The sequence below is a fragment of the Bacillus cereus group sp. MYBK14-1 genome, assembly GCF_051916885.1.
In the GTDB taxonomy this organism is placed as follows: Bacteria; Bacillota; Bacilli; order Bacillales; family Bacillaceae_G; genus Bacillus_A; species Bacillus_A cereus.
This window is the reverse complement of record NZ_JBQAHM010000007.1, coordinates 113250-129511: the sequence shown is the minus strand read 5'-3', so window position 1 is coordinate 129511 and position 16262 is coordinate 113250. Positions and strand designations below refer to the sequence as shown.

The window sequence follows — 16262 nt, the reverse complement described above, 5'->3', positions numbered from 1 at the left end:
ACACCCTCCTTTTTCTTCAGTCAATTCATTATACAATAATTAAATTGAAATATTCAAAAATTAAATTAGTATCCTTGTGTTTGACGCTGATGATTTACTTCATTTTTATCTAAATATGCTTTTTCAATCTCTTCTTGTTCAAATTCAAGTGCTTGTCCAAGTCGAAGATAGCTCGTAAATAATTCAATATAGTTTGTAATAGATGGTTGATCTGTAAAACGAATTACTTTCGCATATGTGTCTAAGAAAATTTCCACTTGTGTTTTATTCGTCTGTGCACATTTATAGAATAGGAAGTTTTTATCAATACCTAAATCAATTCCGATTGATAAAATAAAATGCAAACCATCTACGTATTCTTCTAATATTACTTCACGTTCTGATGCTGGTTTGTTGCTCCAATATTTAAAACAACGTGTTTCATTTGCAAGTTCTCCAATTTCTACAAGAAGAGCTAACATTTTTTCTTTTAACAATTTTTTCGGTTGTAAGTCATGTTCTTTTGCAATACGGTCATCTAATTCTTTTTGTAATTTAAATAGTTGTAGTAAGTCCATTCTATTGTCCTCCTCCAACATCGCATTTTACGCAACAATGTTGTTTCATCTCAAAGTTCATTATTATGTTTCAGTTCTTATGAATAAGTCAGCTATCTAACTCTTTATAAAATAGCTTGTCCTTAATTTACAAATACGTTTCAGTCATCGCTCTTAAATTGTTCATCTGATGAAAGTTCCATATCATCTTTCCATTATAGCAGTGTCGTTTCAGCTAGGAAAGATACTCTTCTTTCCAAACGAGCAGAATTGAAAAAAGCCAGGAGTATTCTCCTGACTTCATATGTATATTCTTCTATACTGCTATAACTTTTATATTGATTTTGTCATATTGATAACAACATAGCCGTTAATCTTTAGAATTTCTTTCACTTCTAACTTCTATTTGAATACAAATAAAAAAACCTTAGAAGAAAATTCTTCTAAGGTTTCAACTAATTAATTAGTTAATGTTGTTTTTTGCAACTGTTGCTAATTCAGCGAAAGCTTTTTCGTCATGAACAGCTAAGTCAGCAAGCATCTTGCGGTTAACTTCGATGCCAGCATTTTTAAGACCGTGCATTAAGCGGCTGTAAGAAAGACCATTCATACGAGCTGCTGCGTTGATACGTGTAATCCATAATTTACGGAAGTCACGTTTCTTTTGACGGCGGTCACGGAATGCATACATTAGAGATTTCATAACCTGTTGGTTAGCAACCTTGAATAATGTATTTTTTGAACCGTAGTAACCTTTCGCTAATTTAATTACTTTTTTACGACGTTGACGAGTAACTGTACCACCTTTTACTCTTGGCATAATATTACCTCCTAATTGTTCTATATATCAGCCGAACTTATTTTAAGTTGTCAAGCATTTGACGAATGCGTTTGAAGTCACCAGCGCTTACTACACCAGCTTTACGTAGTTTACGTTTAGCTTTTGTAGATTTGTTAGCGAATAAATGGCTTGTGTAAGCGTGAGAACGTTTCAGTTTACCTGATCCAGTCTTTTTGAAACGCTTTGCAGCGCCGCGATGAGTTTTTTGTTTAGGCATAGGTATTTCCTCCTCTATCTATTACTTATCGTTTTTCGGTGCTAAAACTAAGAACATACTGCGTCCTTCCATTTTAGGCTTAGATTCAACTGTGCTAACTTCAGCACAAGCTTCTGAGAAGCGATCTAAAACACGTTGACCGATTTCTTTATGAGTAATGGCACGTCCTTTAAAGCGAATTGATGCTTTAACCTTGTCGCCTTTCTCTAAAAACTTGATAGCATTACGAAGTTTTGTGTTAAAGTCGTGTTCATCAATTGTTGGACTTAAACGAACTTCTTTCATGCTAATTACTTTTTGATTTTTGCGCTGCTCTTTTTCTTTCTTCTGTTGCTCAAAGCGGAATTTACCGTAGTCCATAATGCGGCATACTGGCGGTTTCGCATTTGGAGCAACTAATACTAAATCAAGATTAAGATTTGCAGCTAAGTCTAAAGCGTCATTACGAGACTTGATTCCAAGTTGATCGCCATTTGCGCCAACTAAACGTACTTCACGTGCACGAATTTGCTCGTTAATCATCATATCCTTGCTAATAGTAAGCCACCTCCAAGGTTTTCTCAGAACATATTTTGTAGTCATAGAACCCGAACAAAAAAAGTGCGGGCATACAACACCCACACTTGTAAAATCTTAAGTAAGAAATACATTTACCTGTTAACTGCGAATGCGTCCATCAGGTGAGAAGCGGGTGCTTCTACTTGTTCCACAAAACAATATTCTATTATCCTTGATGAGTTTATCATAGGACATGACGTCTGTCAAGAAGACGCGATGTGTTTTACTAACAACAAGAAATATTGTAACAAACAACTAACATACTTGCAATACTTTTTTATGATAAGTGTTACATGGTTATTTTTTCTAATTTTTCTCAAGTATATTACATAAAAAAGCCGCGGTATACCGCGGCTTTTTCTTATCGTTTTCCTTCTACTTTAATCATGTCAACAAAAGCATCTAATGCGATTGTTTCTGATTTTTGTTCACCATATTTACGTACGTTTACGCCGTTTTCAGTTACTTCATTGTCACCTACTACAAGCATGTACGGAATTTTTTGCATTTGTGCTTCACGGATTTTGTAACCGATCTTCTCTTCACGAGTGTCTAATTCAACACGGATACCAGCACGACGCAATTCGTCTTGTACTTTCTTCGCATAGTCTAAATGTACTTGCGGAGAAACTGGAATTACTTGTACTTGAACTGGAGCTAACCATGTTGGGAATGCACCTTTGTATTCTTCAATTAAGAAGGCTACAAAACGTTCCATAGTTGATACAACACCACGGTGAATTACAACTGGACGATGTTGTTTACCGTCTTCACCAACGTATGATAATTCAAAGCGTTCTGGAAGCAAGAAGTCTAATTGTACAGTTGAAAGTGTTTCGTCTTTTCCAAGAGCAGTACGAACTTGAACGTCAAGTTTTGGACCGTAGAATGCCGCTTCACCTTCAGCTTCATAGTAATCAAGACCCATTTCATCCATAGCTTCTTTTAACATACCTTGTGCTTTTTCCCACATCTCATCATCCGCATAATACTTTTTAGTATCTGCTGGGTCGCGGTAAGATAGACGGAATGAGTAGTTCTCTAAACCGAAATCTTTGTACACTTCTAGAGTTAAGTTTACAACACGTTTTAACTCTTCTTTAATTTGATCTGGACGAACGAAAATATGCGCATCGTTTAAAGTCATTCCGCGTACACGTTGTAATCCAGATAACGCACCTGACATTTCATAACGGTGCATTGTTCCAAGTTCCGCAATACGGATTGGTAATTCACGGTAGCTGTGAATATCATTTTTATAAACCATCATATGATGAGGACAGTTCATTGGACGAAGAACTAATTCTTCGTTATCCATTTCCATTGATGGGAACATGCCATCACGATAGTGGTTCCAGTGACCAGAAGTTTCATAAAGCTCTCTGCTTCCTAGTACTGGAGTATATACGTGATCATAGCCTAAGCTTGCTTCTTTATCAACGATATAACGCTCGATAATACGACGAATTGTTGCACCCTTTGGTAACCAAAGTGGTAAACCTTGTCCTACTTTTTGGCTATTAGTAAATAGTTTTAATTCTTTACCTAATTTACGGTGATCGCGCTCTTTCGCTTCTTCAAGCATACGTAAGTGCTCATCTAATTCCGCTTTTTTAACGAATGCAGTACCGTAAATACGTTGTAGCATTTTATTATTGCTATCGCCGCGCCAGTAAGCACCTGCAACGCTTAATAATTTAAACACTTTAATTTTCCCTGTAGATGGAAGGTGAACACCACGACAAAGGTCGAAGAATTCGCCTTGCTCATAGATTGAAATAACTGCATCTTCTGGAAGATCGTTAATTAAATCTAATTTTAACTCATCGCCGATTTCTTCAAAGCGACGAATTGCTTCTGCACGTGGTACTTCATGACGAACGATTTCCAAGTTCTCGTTCACGATTTTTTGCATTTCTTTTTCGATTTTCTTGAAGTCTTCAACTGTAATTGCTTCTTCCATATCAATATCGTAGTAGAAGCCATTTTCAATTACTGGACCAATGCCGAGCTCAACCTTAACATCTTTATATAAACGTTTTAACGCTTGTGCTAAAAGGTGGGCTGTTGAATGGCGTAAAATATATAGGCCATCTTCAGAATCTAATGTAATGATAGAAACTGCACCATCTTCTTCGATTGGTGTAACAAGATCGATCATCTCATCGTTTAATTTTCCAGCTACAGCTTTTTTCTTTAAGCCTGGGCTAATAGAAGCTGCGATTTCTTCAGTTGTTACGCCTTTTGGAAACTCCTTCACAGCTCCATCAGGGAAAGTAATTTTAACTACATCTGCCATCACTGGTCACTCCTCTTTTTCTCAAAATAAAAAACACTCATCCCGTAAAAAGGGACGAGTGTTGAATTCGTGGTTCCACCCTTGTTCCAATTAACATAATTGTTAATTGCTCAAGTTCAACATAACGGTGTTGTCCGTTAGCAATTACTAGAAAAACCGTTCACTGCTAAAGTTTAGAGGTGGTAAGTAATAATCCCGTACTAGGAAGCTCACACCCTAAGGCTTCCCTCTCTGAAAATCGTAGAAAACTACTCATGTCCTCATCATGACATTTCAATATATTTCATTTATGTAGGTAATTATATGCTCAAAAACTTAGAAAATCAAGGGCGTTACCTTTATTTTTTAAATTTTTCACATTGCGCTCAAAATCATGTAATCCATGTAATTGGACCCGTTCTTGGAACACATTTCGCAAAGTAATTATCATATTATGGTCTTGTTCTTTCGTATATAAATAAATCTTTTTGGGCGAAATAGAAAGAAGCGGCGCAATTACTTTCGTATCAATATATACATCATTTTGCTTTAATAATTCCTCATCTATATATTGGACCAACTTCTCCTGTTTTAAACGCCTACCTTTATCATCATAAAAGATAAAGCTTTCATCAAAAATAAGATGCATGCAAGACAAACGTGATTTACGGCTACTTACTTGTTGCCGAAGCGTCTCAATGAACATTTGGTATTCTTGCTCCATCTTATATTCATCAATTGCCACTTCCGCAAGTTTAGCCACCATTTCCCTATATGTACGAAGACGAAAACGGATATATGATGAAAACGAGAATGAGAGCGGATCACAAAGCCAATTATTTAAAGAAGACTTAATATATGACTCAAATGCGTTACGCGTTAAATCCTGAGCTACACCTTTTCTTCTTCCCTTTAAAATCTCATGTGCCATGTGCAATATTTGATGACACTCTTCTTGTTCTTCATAAAAAAACTTTTCTTTTAAAATCGTATAAATCCACTCATTTTGTTTCACATTCACAATGAAATACACCATTACTGGCAATAAGATCTTTTCAATATAATTCGATTCACGTACTGGTATGTGAATCACCACTTTTTGTTCCTGTAAATACACACTCGTTTCCTTATATAATACTTCCGCTCTTTTCAGCAATTGTCTATATACGTACATAGCATCATTTTTTTCTTCGAAGCAAATTTCAATCACTTTTGTCCCCCCTTTTATCCCCGCTCTAAAGGACTGTATCTATACGTTACAAATCCTATAAGAGTCCGTTCCGCGTGAAGTTCACTCTTAGTAGAATTACATTTCCTATCGTTAGAAAATCCACTCAATATGGCTTGCTAATTTTATATATATTAAGGGAGGGAGAAAAAAATGATACAAGCTACTATGAATTTTTATTGTATACTTTACTCATCAATAAAATGAGGTATCAGAATGTTTGAATATAAATTCGTAAAAATCGAATTACATTGGGGGTTCACTCGCTCAAAACCAGCTGAAGACTACCAAGAAATTATTCAAGAACATGCTAGAAATGGCTGGAGGTTCGTACAGATTGTTGCCCCTACGATTGGCAGTTCTGGACAACCTGAATATTTCGACCTCATATTTGAAAAGAAAATATCACTATAATACAAAAGAGCAAGCTTCTCAGCTTGCTCTTTTACTTATGACGACGGTTTTTCCCACCAATCGGAATTGGTTTCGCTAAATATTTAATTCGTTCCATAATACGTGCTGCCTTCATTTCTTCAGCCTCGCCACGCTGCGTATACGTTAAATGGTGTTCCAGTTGTTTAAAATCAAAATTAGACGTAAAGAACGTCGGTAAGTTTTCTAACATACGGAATTGTAAGATTGCACCGAGTACATCGTCACGGACGAAGCTTGACATCGCTTCTGCCCCGATATCATCTAACATTAAAACTTGTACGCGTTTAACCGCATCAATCTTCTCACCAATCGAATTATCTTGAATTGAACTTTTAATTTCACGTAAAAATTCCGGGAAGTATACGAGCATCGAACTTATTTTCTTTCGAGCAAGCTCGTTCGCTATTGCTCCTAACAAATACGTTTTTCCTACACCAAATTTACCGTACAAATATAAACCTTGTGCTTTTTTACCTGGTTCATATGTACTTAAAAATTCATTCGCTGCACCAATAGCATCGATACGTGCATTTAAATCAGAAGGATCTAAGTTTTCCATAGTTGCCTGTAAAATATCCGTTGGCATATATACACTTTGAACAAGTTTTTCATATTTCTTTCTCTCGTCATGCGCTACTTTTCTAACGCAGCGATCGTATTGAATATCAATCATCTTCCCTTGAATAACAAGCTTTGGCTCGTACCCTTGTAGCATATTTTTACATGAGCCTAAATCCGGACAATCCACGCAACCTACACTTTGTCCAATATATTCATATAACTTCACAAGACTGCGCTCAATCATAGAAGTCGTTACTTCACCCTTATGTTCATCTATAAATTCTTTCACACGCGGATGCGCCATTACTTCTGCCTTTAATACTTCATATCTATTTTTAAAGTTTTCATTTTCCATTAATTTTGCAAATGAATTTTGAATATGCTCCATTTTCTCACCTCAAAGAGCGTTCATTCTCTTCTATTAATCACGCTTATATTTTTTTAACACTTCTTCTAGTCGTTTTCGTTCATCTTCTAGCGTACTTGCATCTTTTTCTACACTTACATCTTTCTTCACTGTTTCTTTCTCTTGTTCTTTCGGCTCTTCTTCCTTAAGCCAATCTGGCACCATTTCTTTCCGCACCATTTTCTTCGCCGTACGGCCTTTTTTCTTCGTCTCAGCCCACTCTTGATATTGACGGTTCTCTTCTTTCGCTAACGCCATCGCGTCCGCTACTGTACCGACCTTTTTACGTGCCCAATGCCCAGCAATCTTCTCGACATACGTTTTCGCAAGTTTCATATCTGAGCGTAGCATAACGTAATAAATAAGTACATTCACAACTCCTGGTGTCAATTTTTGATTAATCATGACATCTTCAACGATTTGCAAGTCCGCTTTCGTTGCCTCTGCACCACCAGAAATCTCTTTCAATAGTTGTTTTGGTGAGATTTCCTCTAGCTGCTTTATTAGCATCTCCTCTTGCGATGAAGGCTCTTTCTCTTTCATCGTACGTGCAGCATGAGGCTGTACTCTTTCACTTAATACCGGTAATGCTTGACCATTTTCAAATTGATACCAATCGCGCGCTCCTTTTCTAAGCCTTTCCATATCAATTGTTTGCATCTCTGTCACTGCACCAAGAACGATATTTTGCATCGATAACACATCTACACCATACACGTAAGCAAGTGTTATAACGCAGTCTCTCACTTGATCTGTAATCGCCTTTTTAGGAACAAGAGCGGACAATCCATCTACAAATAAAGAGAAATCAAAGAAATCATTCCAAACTTTCGGAGCGTCTCCCTTCTCGTTACTTGGCATAGTTGTCGTTTTTGGAATACGAAGGTCTTCTTGCGCATGCTCAAGTTGTCCTGGATTAAACGAACCAAACACATCATTGAAAGAACGCGTAACATTTTCATAAGAAGCAAAATCAAATTCTTCTTCTAAGAAATATTGCTTTACTTGATTATATTTTGTCCTGCTCAATCGATTGTATAAAAAGATACTTAAAACAATATCATCAAAAAACTGCTTCGGAGATAAAGGTGGTTGCAACTCATATATGAACATTCGAATATCTTTTTCTTTCTTAATATATACCTTCAAAAGCCCAATTGCCTCTAACTTTACTCGTTCCTCATATACTTCAGGAAGTTGCATTTGCATAGTCACCATAAGGGAATGATGCGTATTCTCTTTTCCAAATACACGATCTTGCTCAAGCTCTCCCCATAGTGTCATGTATAAGCTAAAAGCTCTACTACCTATTAACGGCTGATACAACATCGTTAACACTTTTCGGTCGTAATTGTGCAGTAGTCCTTTCGCACTTACTTTATAACGATCAATCGGCAATAGCTCCATCCATGACTGTTTTTCCATTCTTGCTTTTCCTTTCTCTCATCCAATCTATCCTCTACTTCATTCGTTCTATCTTCATTATATAAATTCTTAGTGAAAAAGAGCTATTAGCTTGCGCTTCTAGCTCTCTTATCCTATTACTTACGGTATGTAAAGAGAATAAAATACAACTTCTACTCTCTTTCTTTTTGCAGTATATCTTTTAATTCTTCAATAAATACATTTAAATCTTTAAATTGACGATATACAGAAGCAAAACGTACGTAAGCAACATCATCAATATCGCGAAGTTCTTCCATAACAATTTCACCAATCATATCACTTTTCACTTCTGATATACCTAAATTACGCAGTTCACGTTCCACGCTTTGTGTTACTTCTTCTAATTGTCTTAAAGATACTGGTCTTTTTTCACACGCTTTAATTAAACCGCGTAAAATCTTTTCTTTATTAAACTCTTCTCGTGTGCCTTCTTTTTTTACAACGATAAGAGGTGACTCTTCTACCCTTTCAAAGGTCGTAAAGCGACTTAAGCAGCTTTCACACTCTCTCCTTCTTCGAATAGAGCGCCCCTCGTCTACCGGACGCGAATCTAACACTCTTGTACCATTATGAGAACAGGATGGACAACGCAATTCATTCACTCCTTTACACTATACTCTTTATTTTTCTCTACTCACTTCACCTAAAATATATATACAATATTATATAACTCATTCTAACTCTCTTACCACTTTAAGTTCCAGCGCATCACTTTATCATCTCATCCTTAAAAATAAGATGGTATATAGGGCACTACCTCATTTGCAAGAGTCCAATTTATTCAACTAACGAGTACGTTATATTTTCCCTTTTTTATAAACTAAAAAAGAGGTGCATTATACACCTCTTTACATTTTAAATCAATTATGTTCTTTTTTAAAGAGCTTTTGTTTCTCTCTGCTTAATTTCGAAGCTACCAGTGCCTCGAGGAAGCTCGATGCTCTCACGCGTTTTCGCGTTTAAACCTTCTGCAATATATTCTGCAGCAACATTTGGATCAATACGATCCCCACAAGTATAAACATCAATACTTGCGTAACCGTGCTCCGGAAAGCTATGAATTGTTAAATGTGATTCTGAGATAATTACTACTCCACTTACACCTTGTGGTGCAAATTTATGGAAAGCAACCTCACGCACTTCAGCACCAGCTCTTAGTGCTGCATCCACAAATAATTGTTCAATATACGGCATGTCATTAAGCTTGTCGAAATCGCAATCCCAAAGTTCAGCGATCACGTGACGACCCATCGTATCCATAGTATCCATTCTACAGTTCCCCCTTGTAAATTTATTCTAACTGTTCGAATTGAAAACTAATTTGCAATTTGGCTTGCTCCACTACCACGGGGGAAAGTTAGTCCAGAGAGGTCCTAACCCTTTAAGTAGTGACTACGTACCTCAGCTCTTAAGTTTACGAGTGTTAGTATACTTTGTTTATTTTCATTTTGCAACAACAGTTTTTTCGATTTTCTGTCATATTTTCCTCTTTACTTTTCCCTAAAAAAAATAAACGATTCACAAATGCAGTAATCACAACGTTTCGTGGTATGTCCACTTTTTAAAATATACTTATATAATTTTTTTCCTTTTCAGAAAAAATTAAAAAAAGAGGGCAAATATTGCCTTGCCCTCTCCTCCCTTATTCACTTAAATGTGTTGCACATTTTCTTGTTTCGCTAACTCTTCAACAACTAATGTTACAAGATCTACAACACGACGAGAGTAGCCCCACTCGTTATCATACCAAGCAAGTACTTTCACTTTACGATCACCCATTACCATTGTAGATAAACCATCGATAATAGCTGAGTGTGTATTTGTATTAAAGTCGATAGATACTAAAGGCTCTTCGCTGAATTCTACAATACCTTTTAACGCACCGTTTGCAACAGTTTTGAATGCATCGTTAATAGCTTCAACTGTCACATCGCGTTTTACATCTACTACTAAATCAACAAGAGACACATTTGGTGTTGGTACACGAAGTGCCATACCATGAAGTTTTCCGTTTAAATGTGGAAGAACTTTTGCTAGCGCTTTCGCAGCACCTGTCGTTGTCGGAATGATTGATTGTCCGCAAGCACGTGCTCTTCTTAAATCTTTATGTGGGTTATCAATATTTTTTTGGTCATTTGTATAAGCGTGAACTGTCGTCATTAAACCGTTTTCAATTCCAAACTGCTCATCTAACACCTTCACAACAGGCGCTAAACAATTTGTTGTACAAGATGCATTTGAAATAACAGTATGTTTTGTAATATCTAATTGGTCTTCGTTCACACCAACTACAATTGTTACATCTTCATTTTTACCAGGCGCTGTTAAAATAACTTTTTTCGCTCCAGCTTCAACGTGAAGAATTGCTTTTTCTTTCGAATTAAATTTACCAGTTGCTTCAATTACAACTTCAACACCTAAATCTGTCCAAGGCAATTCCTTTGGATCGCGGTTGTTTAAAAGGCGAATCATTTTTCCATCAACTAATAAGTGATCTTCAAATGCTTCTACTGTTCCGTCAAACTTGCCATGAACTGTATCATATTTAATTAAGTGTGCTAACGTTTCAGATGGATAGCTTGCATTGATTGCTACAATTTCGAATGCGCTTTCTTTTATTGCTTGACGAAATACCATTCTCCCAATACGTCCAAATCCATTAATTGCCACACGAGTCATAATATGTTATCCCCCTTGAATGCGTTATACTATTTATCTCCAATCCTAATAATAGTATAACACAAAAAGGGGATATGTCACTAAGCATTTTCATTAATTTCACAATTTTTTAGTCAATAATGTTCCACTTTTTTAAAATTACCTGCAATTGTGTTTTCGTTCCCATAATTGTGCCATCATTATTTATCACTTCATCTGCATTTTTCATTTTTTCTTCTAACGGCATTTGAGATTGAATACGAGCTGTTGCTTCTTCTTCTGAAAAGTTATTTCGTTTCATTAAACGTTCTAATTGCGTATGCGGCTTAACCGCTACAACTAAAATGCGGTCAACGAGACTTGTTAATTTGCTTTCAAATAAGAGAGGAATATCTAACACAACCGCTTGCATACCTTCTTTTATGTACATTTCCTTTTGCCTATTCATTTCCTCACGCACTGCAGGATGAACAATTTTATTTAACTGCAATCGTTTTTCTTCATTATAGAAAACGACACTTCCTAGTTTTGGACGATCTAATTCTCCATCTTCTTGTAACACTTCCGTTCCAAATACTTCTACTATTTTGTTATATGCTGGTTTTCCTCGCTCTACAACTTCTCTTGCGATAATATCTGCATCAATAACTGGTATGCTCAGTTCACGAAACATTTGAGACACTGTACTTTTTCCGCTTGCAATGCCTCCCGTTAATCCAATTACTACTGTCATAATAATCCTCCTCATAATAAAAGGCGCGAAACTAATGTTCCACGCCCATACTTACATTTTCCAAATTCCAATAATGATGAGTAATACTCCAGGCAGGAATGTAAATTTTTGTAACCACTTCATATTTGATAAAACCGTTCCAAGTTTCATTCCAATAAATAAAAACAAAGAACTCATAACTGCAACTAATATCGCCATCATAGCGGGTGCATACCCTAATAAAGATGCACCAATTCCGGCACCAAATGAATCTACAGAAAGAGCTATACCAAGAAGTAATGCTTCTCCTGCAGAAATGGTGCCTGATTTATCAAAATCTGCAACAGTCGGTTTCCGTAAAATTTGAATCACTAGGCCTAGCGAGGCAATCTCTAATTTCCAGACCTTCTCCTCTTGCTTCGGTTCTTCTTTTTTCTCACTTCGAAAAAATTGATATAATACCCAAATCCCTATTCCAATAAGAACAAGCCCACCGATACGCGTTACGATAACAGGTGAAAATACTTTCGCGATCATATGTCCAATTCCCATTGAAACAAGCATAACAGCCGCTGAACACATTCCGATAATTATAATTGATCTTAGTGGAATTCTTACGCTTCTTAAACCATATGTTAGCCCTACACTACAGCTATCTAAGCTTAATGTAAAAGCTAATAAAATAAGAGATAAATAAAGGTACATCGGTAAGCTCCTCCCTTATACATAGCTCTGCTGTATGTATATGACAAATGCCTATCCGATGTTATCTCTTTTCTATATTCTAGGCTGACAAATTGGGCAGTAATGCGTTCCTCGCCCGCCAACAACTGTTTTTTCTAATATCGTGCCACAAGTTACGCACGGCTCTCCCTTTTTCCCATATACATTTAGGAGTTCTTGGAACGAACCAATTTGCCCCTGTGAGTTGATATACGTCCGAATTGTACTTCCGCCACGCTTTACTGCTTCGCCTAACGTTGTAACGGTAGCCTCATAAATTCGCTCAATTTCTTCTACTGTTAAAGACGAAGCTTCTCGTTCTGGATGAATTTGAGAACGGAATAAAACTTCATCTACATATATATTTCCAAGCCCTACTAAAAGACGCTGGTCCAGTAGCACAACTTTTATTTTACGATTTGTCTTTTGTAATCTTTCTTGTAAATACTGCGGTGTCATTTCAGCATCAAATGGCTCCGGACCTAAGTCAGCAAGAGGCATTTGGTTCATTTCTTCACCTTTCTTAAAGAGATGCATCGTACCAAACTTTCTCACATCTTTATAATGTAATTCCGTTCCATCTGTAAATAAGAAACGGACGTGCGTATGTTTATCAATCGGCTCATCCTCTTGATGTAATAAAAACTTACCTTCCATACGCAAATGTGAAACAATGACATAATTCGTTACATATAAAAGCAAAAACTTTCCTCTTCGCTTTATATTTTCAATCTTCTCGCCTTTTAGCATTTCTTTAAAGATTTCTGCATCATCCGGTCGTTTCACTATTTTTGGATAAGTAACAATAACATCTTCAATCGTTTTTCCTGTTACAAGATTTTCAAGTGTCCGTCTGACGTTTTCAACCTCTGGTAATTCAGGCATTTCATCACTTCCTTATTTTGCGTCGTACCAAGTTGGACCGTAAGAATAATCAACTTTCAGCGGAACTGCAAGTTCAATCGCATGTTCCATTACTTCAGGTACAAGCTGCTCTAATTTTTCAATTTCTTCTTTTGGTGCCTCAAATATTAATTCATCGTGTACTTGCAATAGAAGACGAGCTTGTAATCCTTCTTCTTCTAAACGATCTGCCATAATAATCATCGCTTTTTTTATAATATCTGCTGCAGTACCTTGAATTGGTGTATTCATAGCTGTACGCTCAGCAAAGCTACGCAAGTTAAAATTACGACTCGTAATTTCCGGAATGTAACGGCGACGATTTAATAAGGTAGCCACATATCCTTTTTGCTTCGCATCTTTTACGATGTCATCCATGTATTCTTGTACACCAGGGAAACTTTCTAAATACTTTTCAATAAATTCCGCTGCTGCTTTTCTTGTAATTCCTAAGTTTTGTGAAAGACCATAATCACTAATACCATACACAATTCCGAAGTTAACAGCTTTCGCTTGTCGTCTCATATTTGAAGTTACTTCATCTTTTTCAACGCCAAATACATCCATAGCTGTTTTTGTATGAATATCCATGTCATGTTGGAACGCTTCAACTAGCCCTTTATCATTTGCAATATGAGCTAATACACGAAGTTCAATTTGTGAATAATCAGCCGCATACATAATCCATCCTTCTTCTGATGGAACAAATGCCTGACGAATCTTTCTTCCTTCTTCTAATCGAATCGGGATATTTTGCAAGTTCGGATCCGTTGAACTTAATCGACCTGTTTGCGTTAACACTTGATTAAAGCGAGTATGAATTTTAGATGAATCTTCATGTACAACTTTCAGTAAACCTTCAATGTAAGTTGAATTGAGTTTCCCTAATTGACGGTAATGTAAAATATTTGGAATAATTTCATGGTGATTCATCAGCTTGTCTAGTACATCAGCTGACGTAGAATAACCTGTTTTCGTCTTCTTAATAACCGGTAAGTTTAAATTCTCAAACAGAATCACACCAAGCTGCTTCGGTGAATTAATATTAAATTCTGTTCCCGCCAGCTTATAAATTTCCTGTTCCATTTCCTTTAATCTACCTGCAAGTTCTTCTCCCATATTACGAAGACGTTCTGTATCAACTTTTACACCTTTTACTTCCATATCAGCTAATACACGTGCAAGTGGTAATTCTAACTCTGTAAACAGTTCATATTGCTCATTCTTTTCTAACTCTTCAACGAATGTTTGCTTTACATCATATAATACATGCACTTTACGAGCTACATGCTCCGCTACTATCTCTAACTCTGGAACAGCACGCTTCGCACCTTTTCCGTAAACTTCTTCATCAGATTTCACAGCATGCGTTTCTTTCATTTTCGCTACAGTACGGAAATCTTTATCTGTATCAGCTGGATCAAGTAAGTAAGCAGCGATTAATAGATCAAAGTCAATCCCTTGCATATCTATACCGTTCCATTTCAGCGCAACGATCGCACGCTTCGCATCAAATGTATACTTTCTCATTTCTCCATCTGCAAGCCACTCTTTAAAAGCATCTGATTTAAGTGCAATATCTGTCTGAATAAAGTAACATCCATTTTCATTTCGAATGCCGAAACCTTGAATGTCTGCTTTATGATAATTATCTTCTTGTACTTCAACGATAAGCGCACTATCTTGCTGAAGCATTTCTTCTGTAACTTCTTCTACAATATCAAATGTAATATCATCTAATTCAGCTGGAGCCGTTTCTTCTGGCGTAACACCTAATTTGTTTAAAAGAGATGTAAATCCTAAATTCTCGAACATTGGAATGACATCACTTGGCTCATATCCTTTATACGCCATATCATCCACATGCACAGTAATCGGTGCGTCTGTAATAATGGTTGCAAGATCTTTACTCATAAGAGCTTGGTCTTTATTTGCTTCCAGCTTTTCCTTTAATTTCTTCCCGCTTACTTGATCTATATTTTCATACACTTCTTCAACCGTTCCAAACTGTGTTAACAATTTAATCGCAGTTTTTTCACCAACTCCTGGTACACCTGGAATATTATCTGATTGGTCTCCCATTAAACCTTTCATATCGATAATTTGCTTTGGTGATAAGCTGTATTTTTCAAATAAAGCTTCTTTCGTATATTCGTCTACTTCCGTAATCCCTTTTCGAGGAATACATACAAGCGTGTTATCAGAAACAAGTTGAAGTAAGTCTTTATCTCCTGAAATAACTTTTACACTTGCGCCTTGTTCACTCGCTTCTTTCGCTAGCGTTCCCATAATGTCATCCGCTTCATAATTTTCTAATTCATAACGCGGTACATTGAATGCATCAAGCATCTCACGAATAAACGGGAATTGCTCTGATAACTCAGGCGGAGTCTTTTGACGTCCTCCTTTATACTCACTATACGTTTTATGACGGAACGTTGTTTTGCCTGCATCAAACGCCACTAACATATGAGTTGGCTTTTCTTCCTCTAATATTCTCATTAACATCATTGTAAAACCGTAAATTGCGTTCGTATGTATACCTTTGTCGTTATTTAAAAGCGGTAGTGCAAAGAAAGCACGATACGCGATATTATTACCATCTACTAATACGACCTTTTTTTCCAAAATTGAAACCTCCCCATACAAATTTGAAATGATTTTTTTCACAGAAAAAAACCGTTCCTTTCCTCTCTCTATATTAACATGACTAATAGAGAGAAGAAAAATAACGGCTATTTTCTTTCATATATAAAACAG

General features: G+C 36.5%; 16 protein-coding genes and 2 other annotated features. Of the genes, 1 reads left to right on the top strand and 15 read right to left on the bottom strand.

Translation table 11 applies throughout. The features are described from left to right. Positions 1-65: 65 nt before the first annotated feature. From ACTFR3_RS18990 to ytxC, 6 genes are all read right to left on the bottom strand, one after another. Entirely contained in the window at positions 66-557 is a 492-nt protein-coding gene (locus ACTFR3_RS18990; RefSeq protein ID WP_000365050.1) for a dUTP diphosphatase, read from the bottom strand. 442 nt (positions 558-999) lie between these two features. Beyond that, positions 1000-1356, bottom strand: a complete 357-nt coding sequence (gene rplT / locus ACTFR3_RS18985; protein WP_001138362.1) for a 50S ribosomal protein L20 — start codon at positions 1354-1356, stop codon at positions 1000-1002. A gap of 37 nt (positions 1357-1393) precedes the next feature. Then, positions 1394-1594 carry a 50S ribosomal protein L35 gene (gene rpmI, locus ACTFR3_RS18980; RefSeq protein ID WP_001125945.1) on the bottom strand — a complete coding sequence of 67 codons (201 nt, stop codon included), beginning with the start codon at positions 1592-1594 and terminating at the stop codon, positions 1394-1396. A 21-nt stretch (positions 1595-1615) separates the two neighbouring features. Then, positions 1616-2119: a translation initiation factor IF-3 gene (gene infC / locus ACTFR3_RS18975; RefSeq protein ID WP_000973215.1), complete on the bottom strand. Its 504-nt coding sequence runs from the start codon at positions 2117-2119 to the stop codon at positions 1616-1618. 63 nt (positions 2120-2182) lie between these two features. After that, positions 2183-2303 (bottom strand) — a sequence feature (ribosomal protein L20 leader region). A 210-nt stretch (positions 2304-2513) separates the two neighbouring features. After that, positions 2514-4451, bottom strand: a complete 1938-nt coding sequence (gene thrS, locus ACTFR3_RS18970) for a threonine--tRNA ligase (RefSeq protein WP_000786083.1) — start codon at positions 4449-4451, stop codon at positions 2514-2516. Between the two features lie 47 nt (positions 4452-4498). Continuing rightward, positions 4499-4727, bottom strand: a binding site (T-box leader). A gap of 31 nt (positions 4728-4758) precedes the next feature. Beyond that, positions 4759-5640, bottom strand: coding sequence for a putative sporulation protein YtxC (gene ytxC / locus ACTFR3_RS18965; RefSeq protein ID WP_061457748.1), 882 nt, complete (start codon positions 5638-5640; stop codon positions 4759-4761). Between the two features lie 234 nt (positions 5641-5874). Between ytxC and ACTFR3_RS18960 the strand changes: the two genes are divergently transcribed. Next, entirely contained in the window at positions 5875-6072 is a 198-nt protein-coding gene (locus tag ACTFR3_RS18960; protein ID WP_017674348.1) for a DUF4177 domain-containing protein, read from the top strand. A 31-nt stretch (positions 6073-6103) separates the two neighbouring features. Here ACTFR3_RS18960 and dnaI read toward each other — a convergent pair whose 3' ends face one another. From dnaI to polA, 9 genes are all read right to left on the bottom strand, one after another. Beyond that, the gene (gene dnaI, locus ACTFR3_RS18955) at positions 6104-7042 is read right to left on the bottom strand and encodes a primosomal protein DnaI (protein WP_000400104.1); all 939 of its coding nucleotides are present in this window, start codon (positions 7040-7042) and stop codon (positions 6104-6106) included. 33 nt (positions 7043-7075) lie between these two features. Next, positions 7076-8485: a replication initiation and membrane attachment family protein gene (locus ACTFR3_RS18950; protein WP_440044690.1), complete on the bottom strand. Its 1410-nt coding sequence runs from the start codon at positions 8483-8485 to the stop codon at positions 7076-7078. 152 nt (positions 8486-8637) lie between these two features. Then, positions 8638-9099 carry a transcriptional regulator NrdR gene (nrdR, locus tag ACTFR3_RS18945; protein ID WP_001203687.1) on the bottom strand — a complete coding sequence of 154 codons (462 nt, stop codon included), beginning with the start codon at positions 9097-9099 and terminating at the stop codon, positions 8638-8640. Positions 9100-9382: 283 nt separating this feature from the next. Beyond that, positions 9383-9766, bottom strand: coding sequence for an adenosylmethionine decarboxylase (gene speD / locus ACTFR3_RS18940; RefSeq protein ID WP_002003660.1), 384 nt, complete (start codon positions 9764-9766; stop codon positions 9383-9385). 390 nt (positions 9767-10156) lie between these two features. Further along, a complete protein-coding gene (locus tag ACTFR3_RS18935) occupies positions 10157-11185 on the bottom strand; it encodes a glyceraldehyde-3-phosphate dehydrogenase (protein WP_000198974.1) in 1029 nt (342 codons plus the stop codon). Positions 11186-11294: 109 nt separating this feature from the next. Further along, complete coding sequence (gene coaE / locus ACTFR3_RS18930) at positions 11295-11897, bottom strand: dephospho-CoA kinase (protein WP_048656144.1); 603 nt, start codon at positions 11895-11897, stop codon at positions 11295-11297. Between the two features lie 51 nt (positions 11898-11948). Beyond that, positions 11949-12581, bottom strand: coding sequence for a sporulation membrane protein YtaF (gene ytaF / locus ACTFR3_RS18925; protein WP_440044689.1), 633 nt, complete (start codon positions 12579-12581; stop codon positions 11949-11951). Positions 12582-12653: 72 nt separating this feature from the next. After that, complete coding sequence (gene mutM, locus ACTFR3_RS18920) at positions 12654-13484, bottom strand: DNA-formamidopyrimidine glycosylase (RefSeq protein WP_001114478.1); 831 nt, start codon at positions 13482-13484, stop codon at positions 12654-12656. A gap of 12 nt (positions 13485-13496) precedes the next feature. Continuing rightward, positions 13497-16130 carry a DNA polymerase I gene (polA, locus tag ACTFR3_RS18915; RefSeq protein WP_440044687.1) on the bottom strand — a complete coding sequence of 878 codons (2634 nt, stop codon included), beginning with the start codon at positions 16128-16130 and terminating at the stop codon, positions 13497-13499. Positions 16131-16262: the final 132 nt, after the last annotated feature.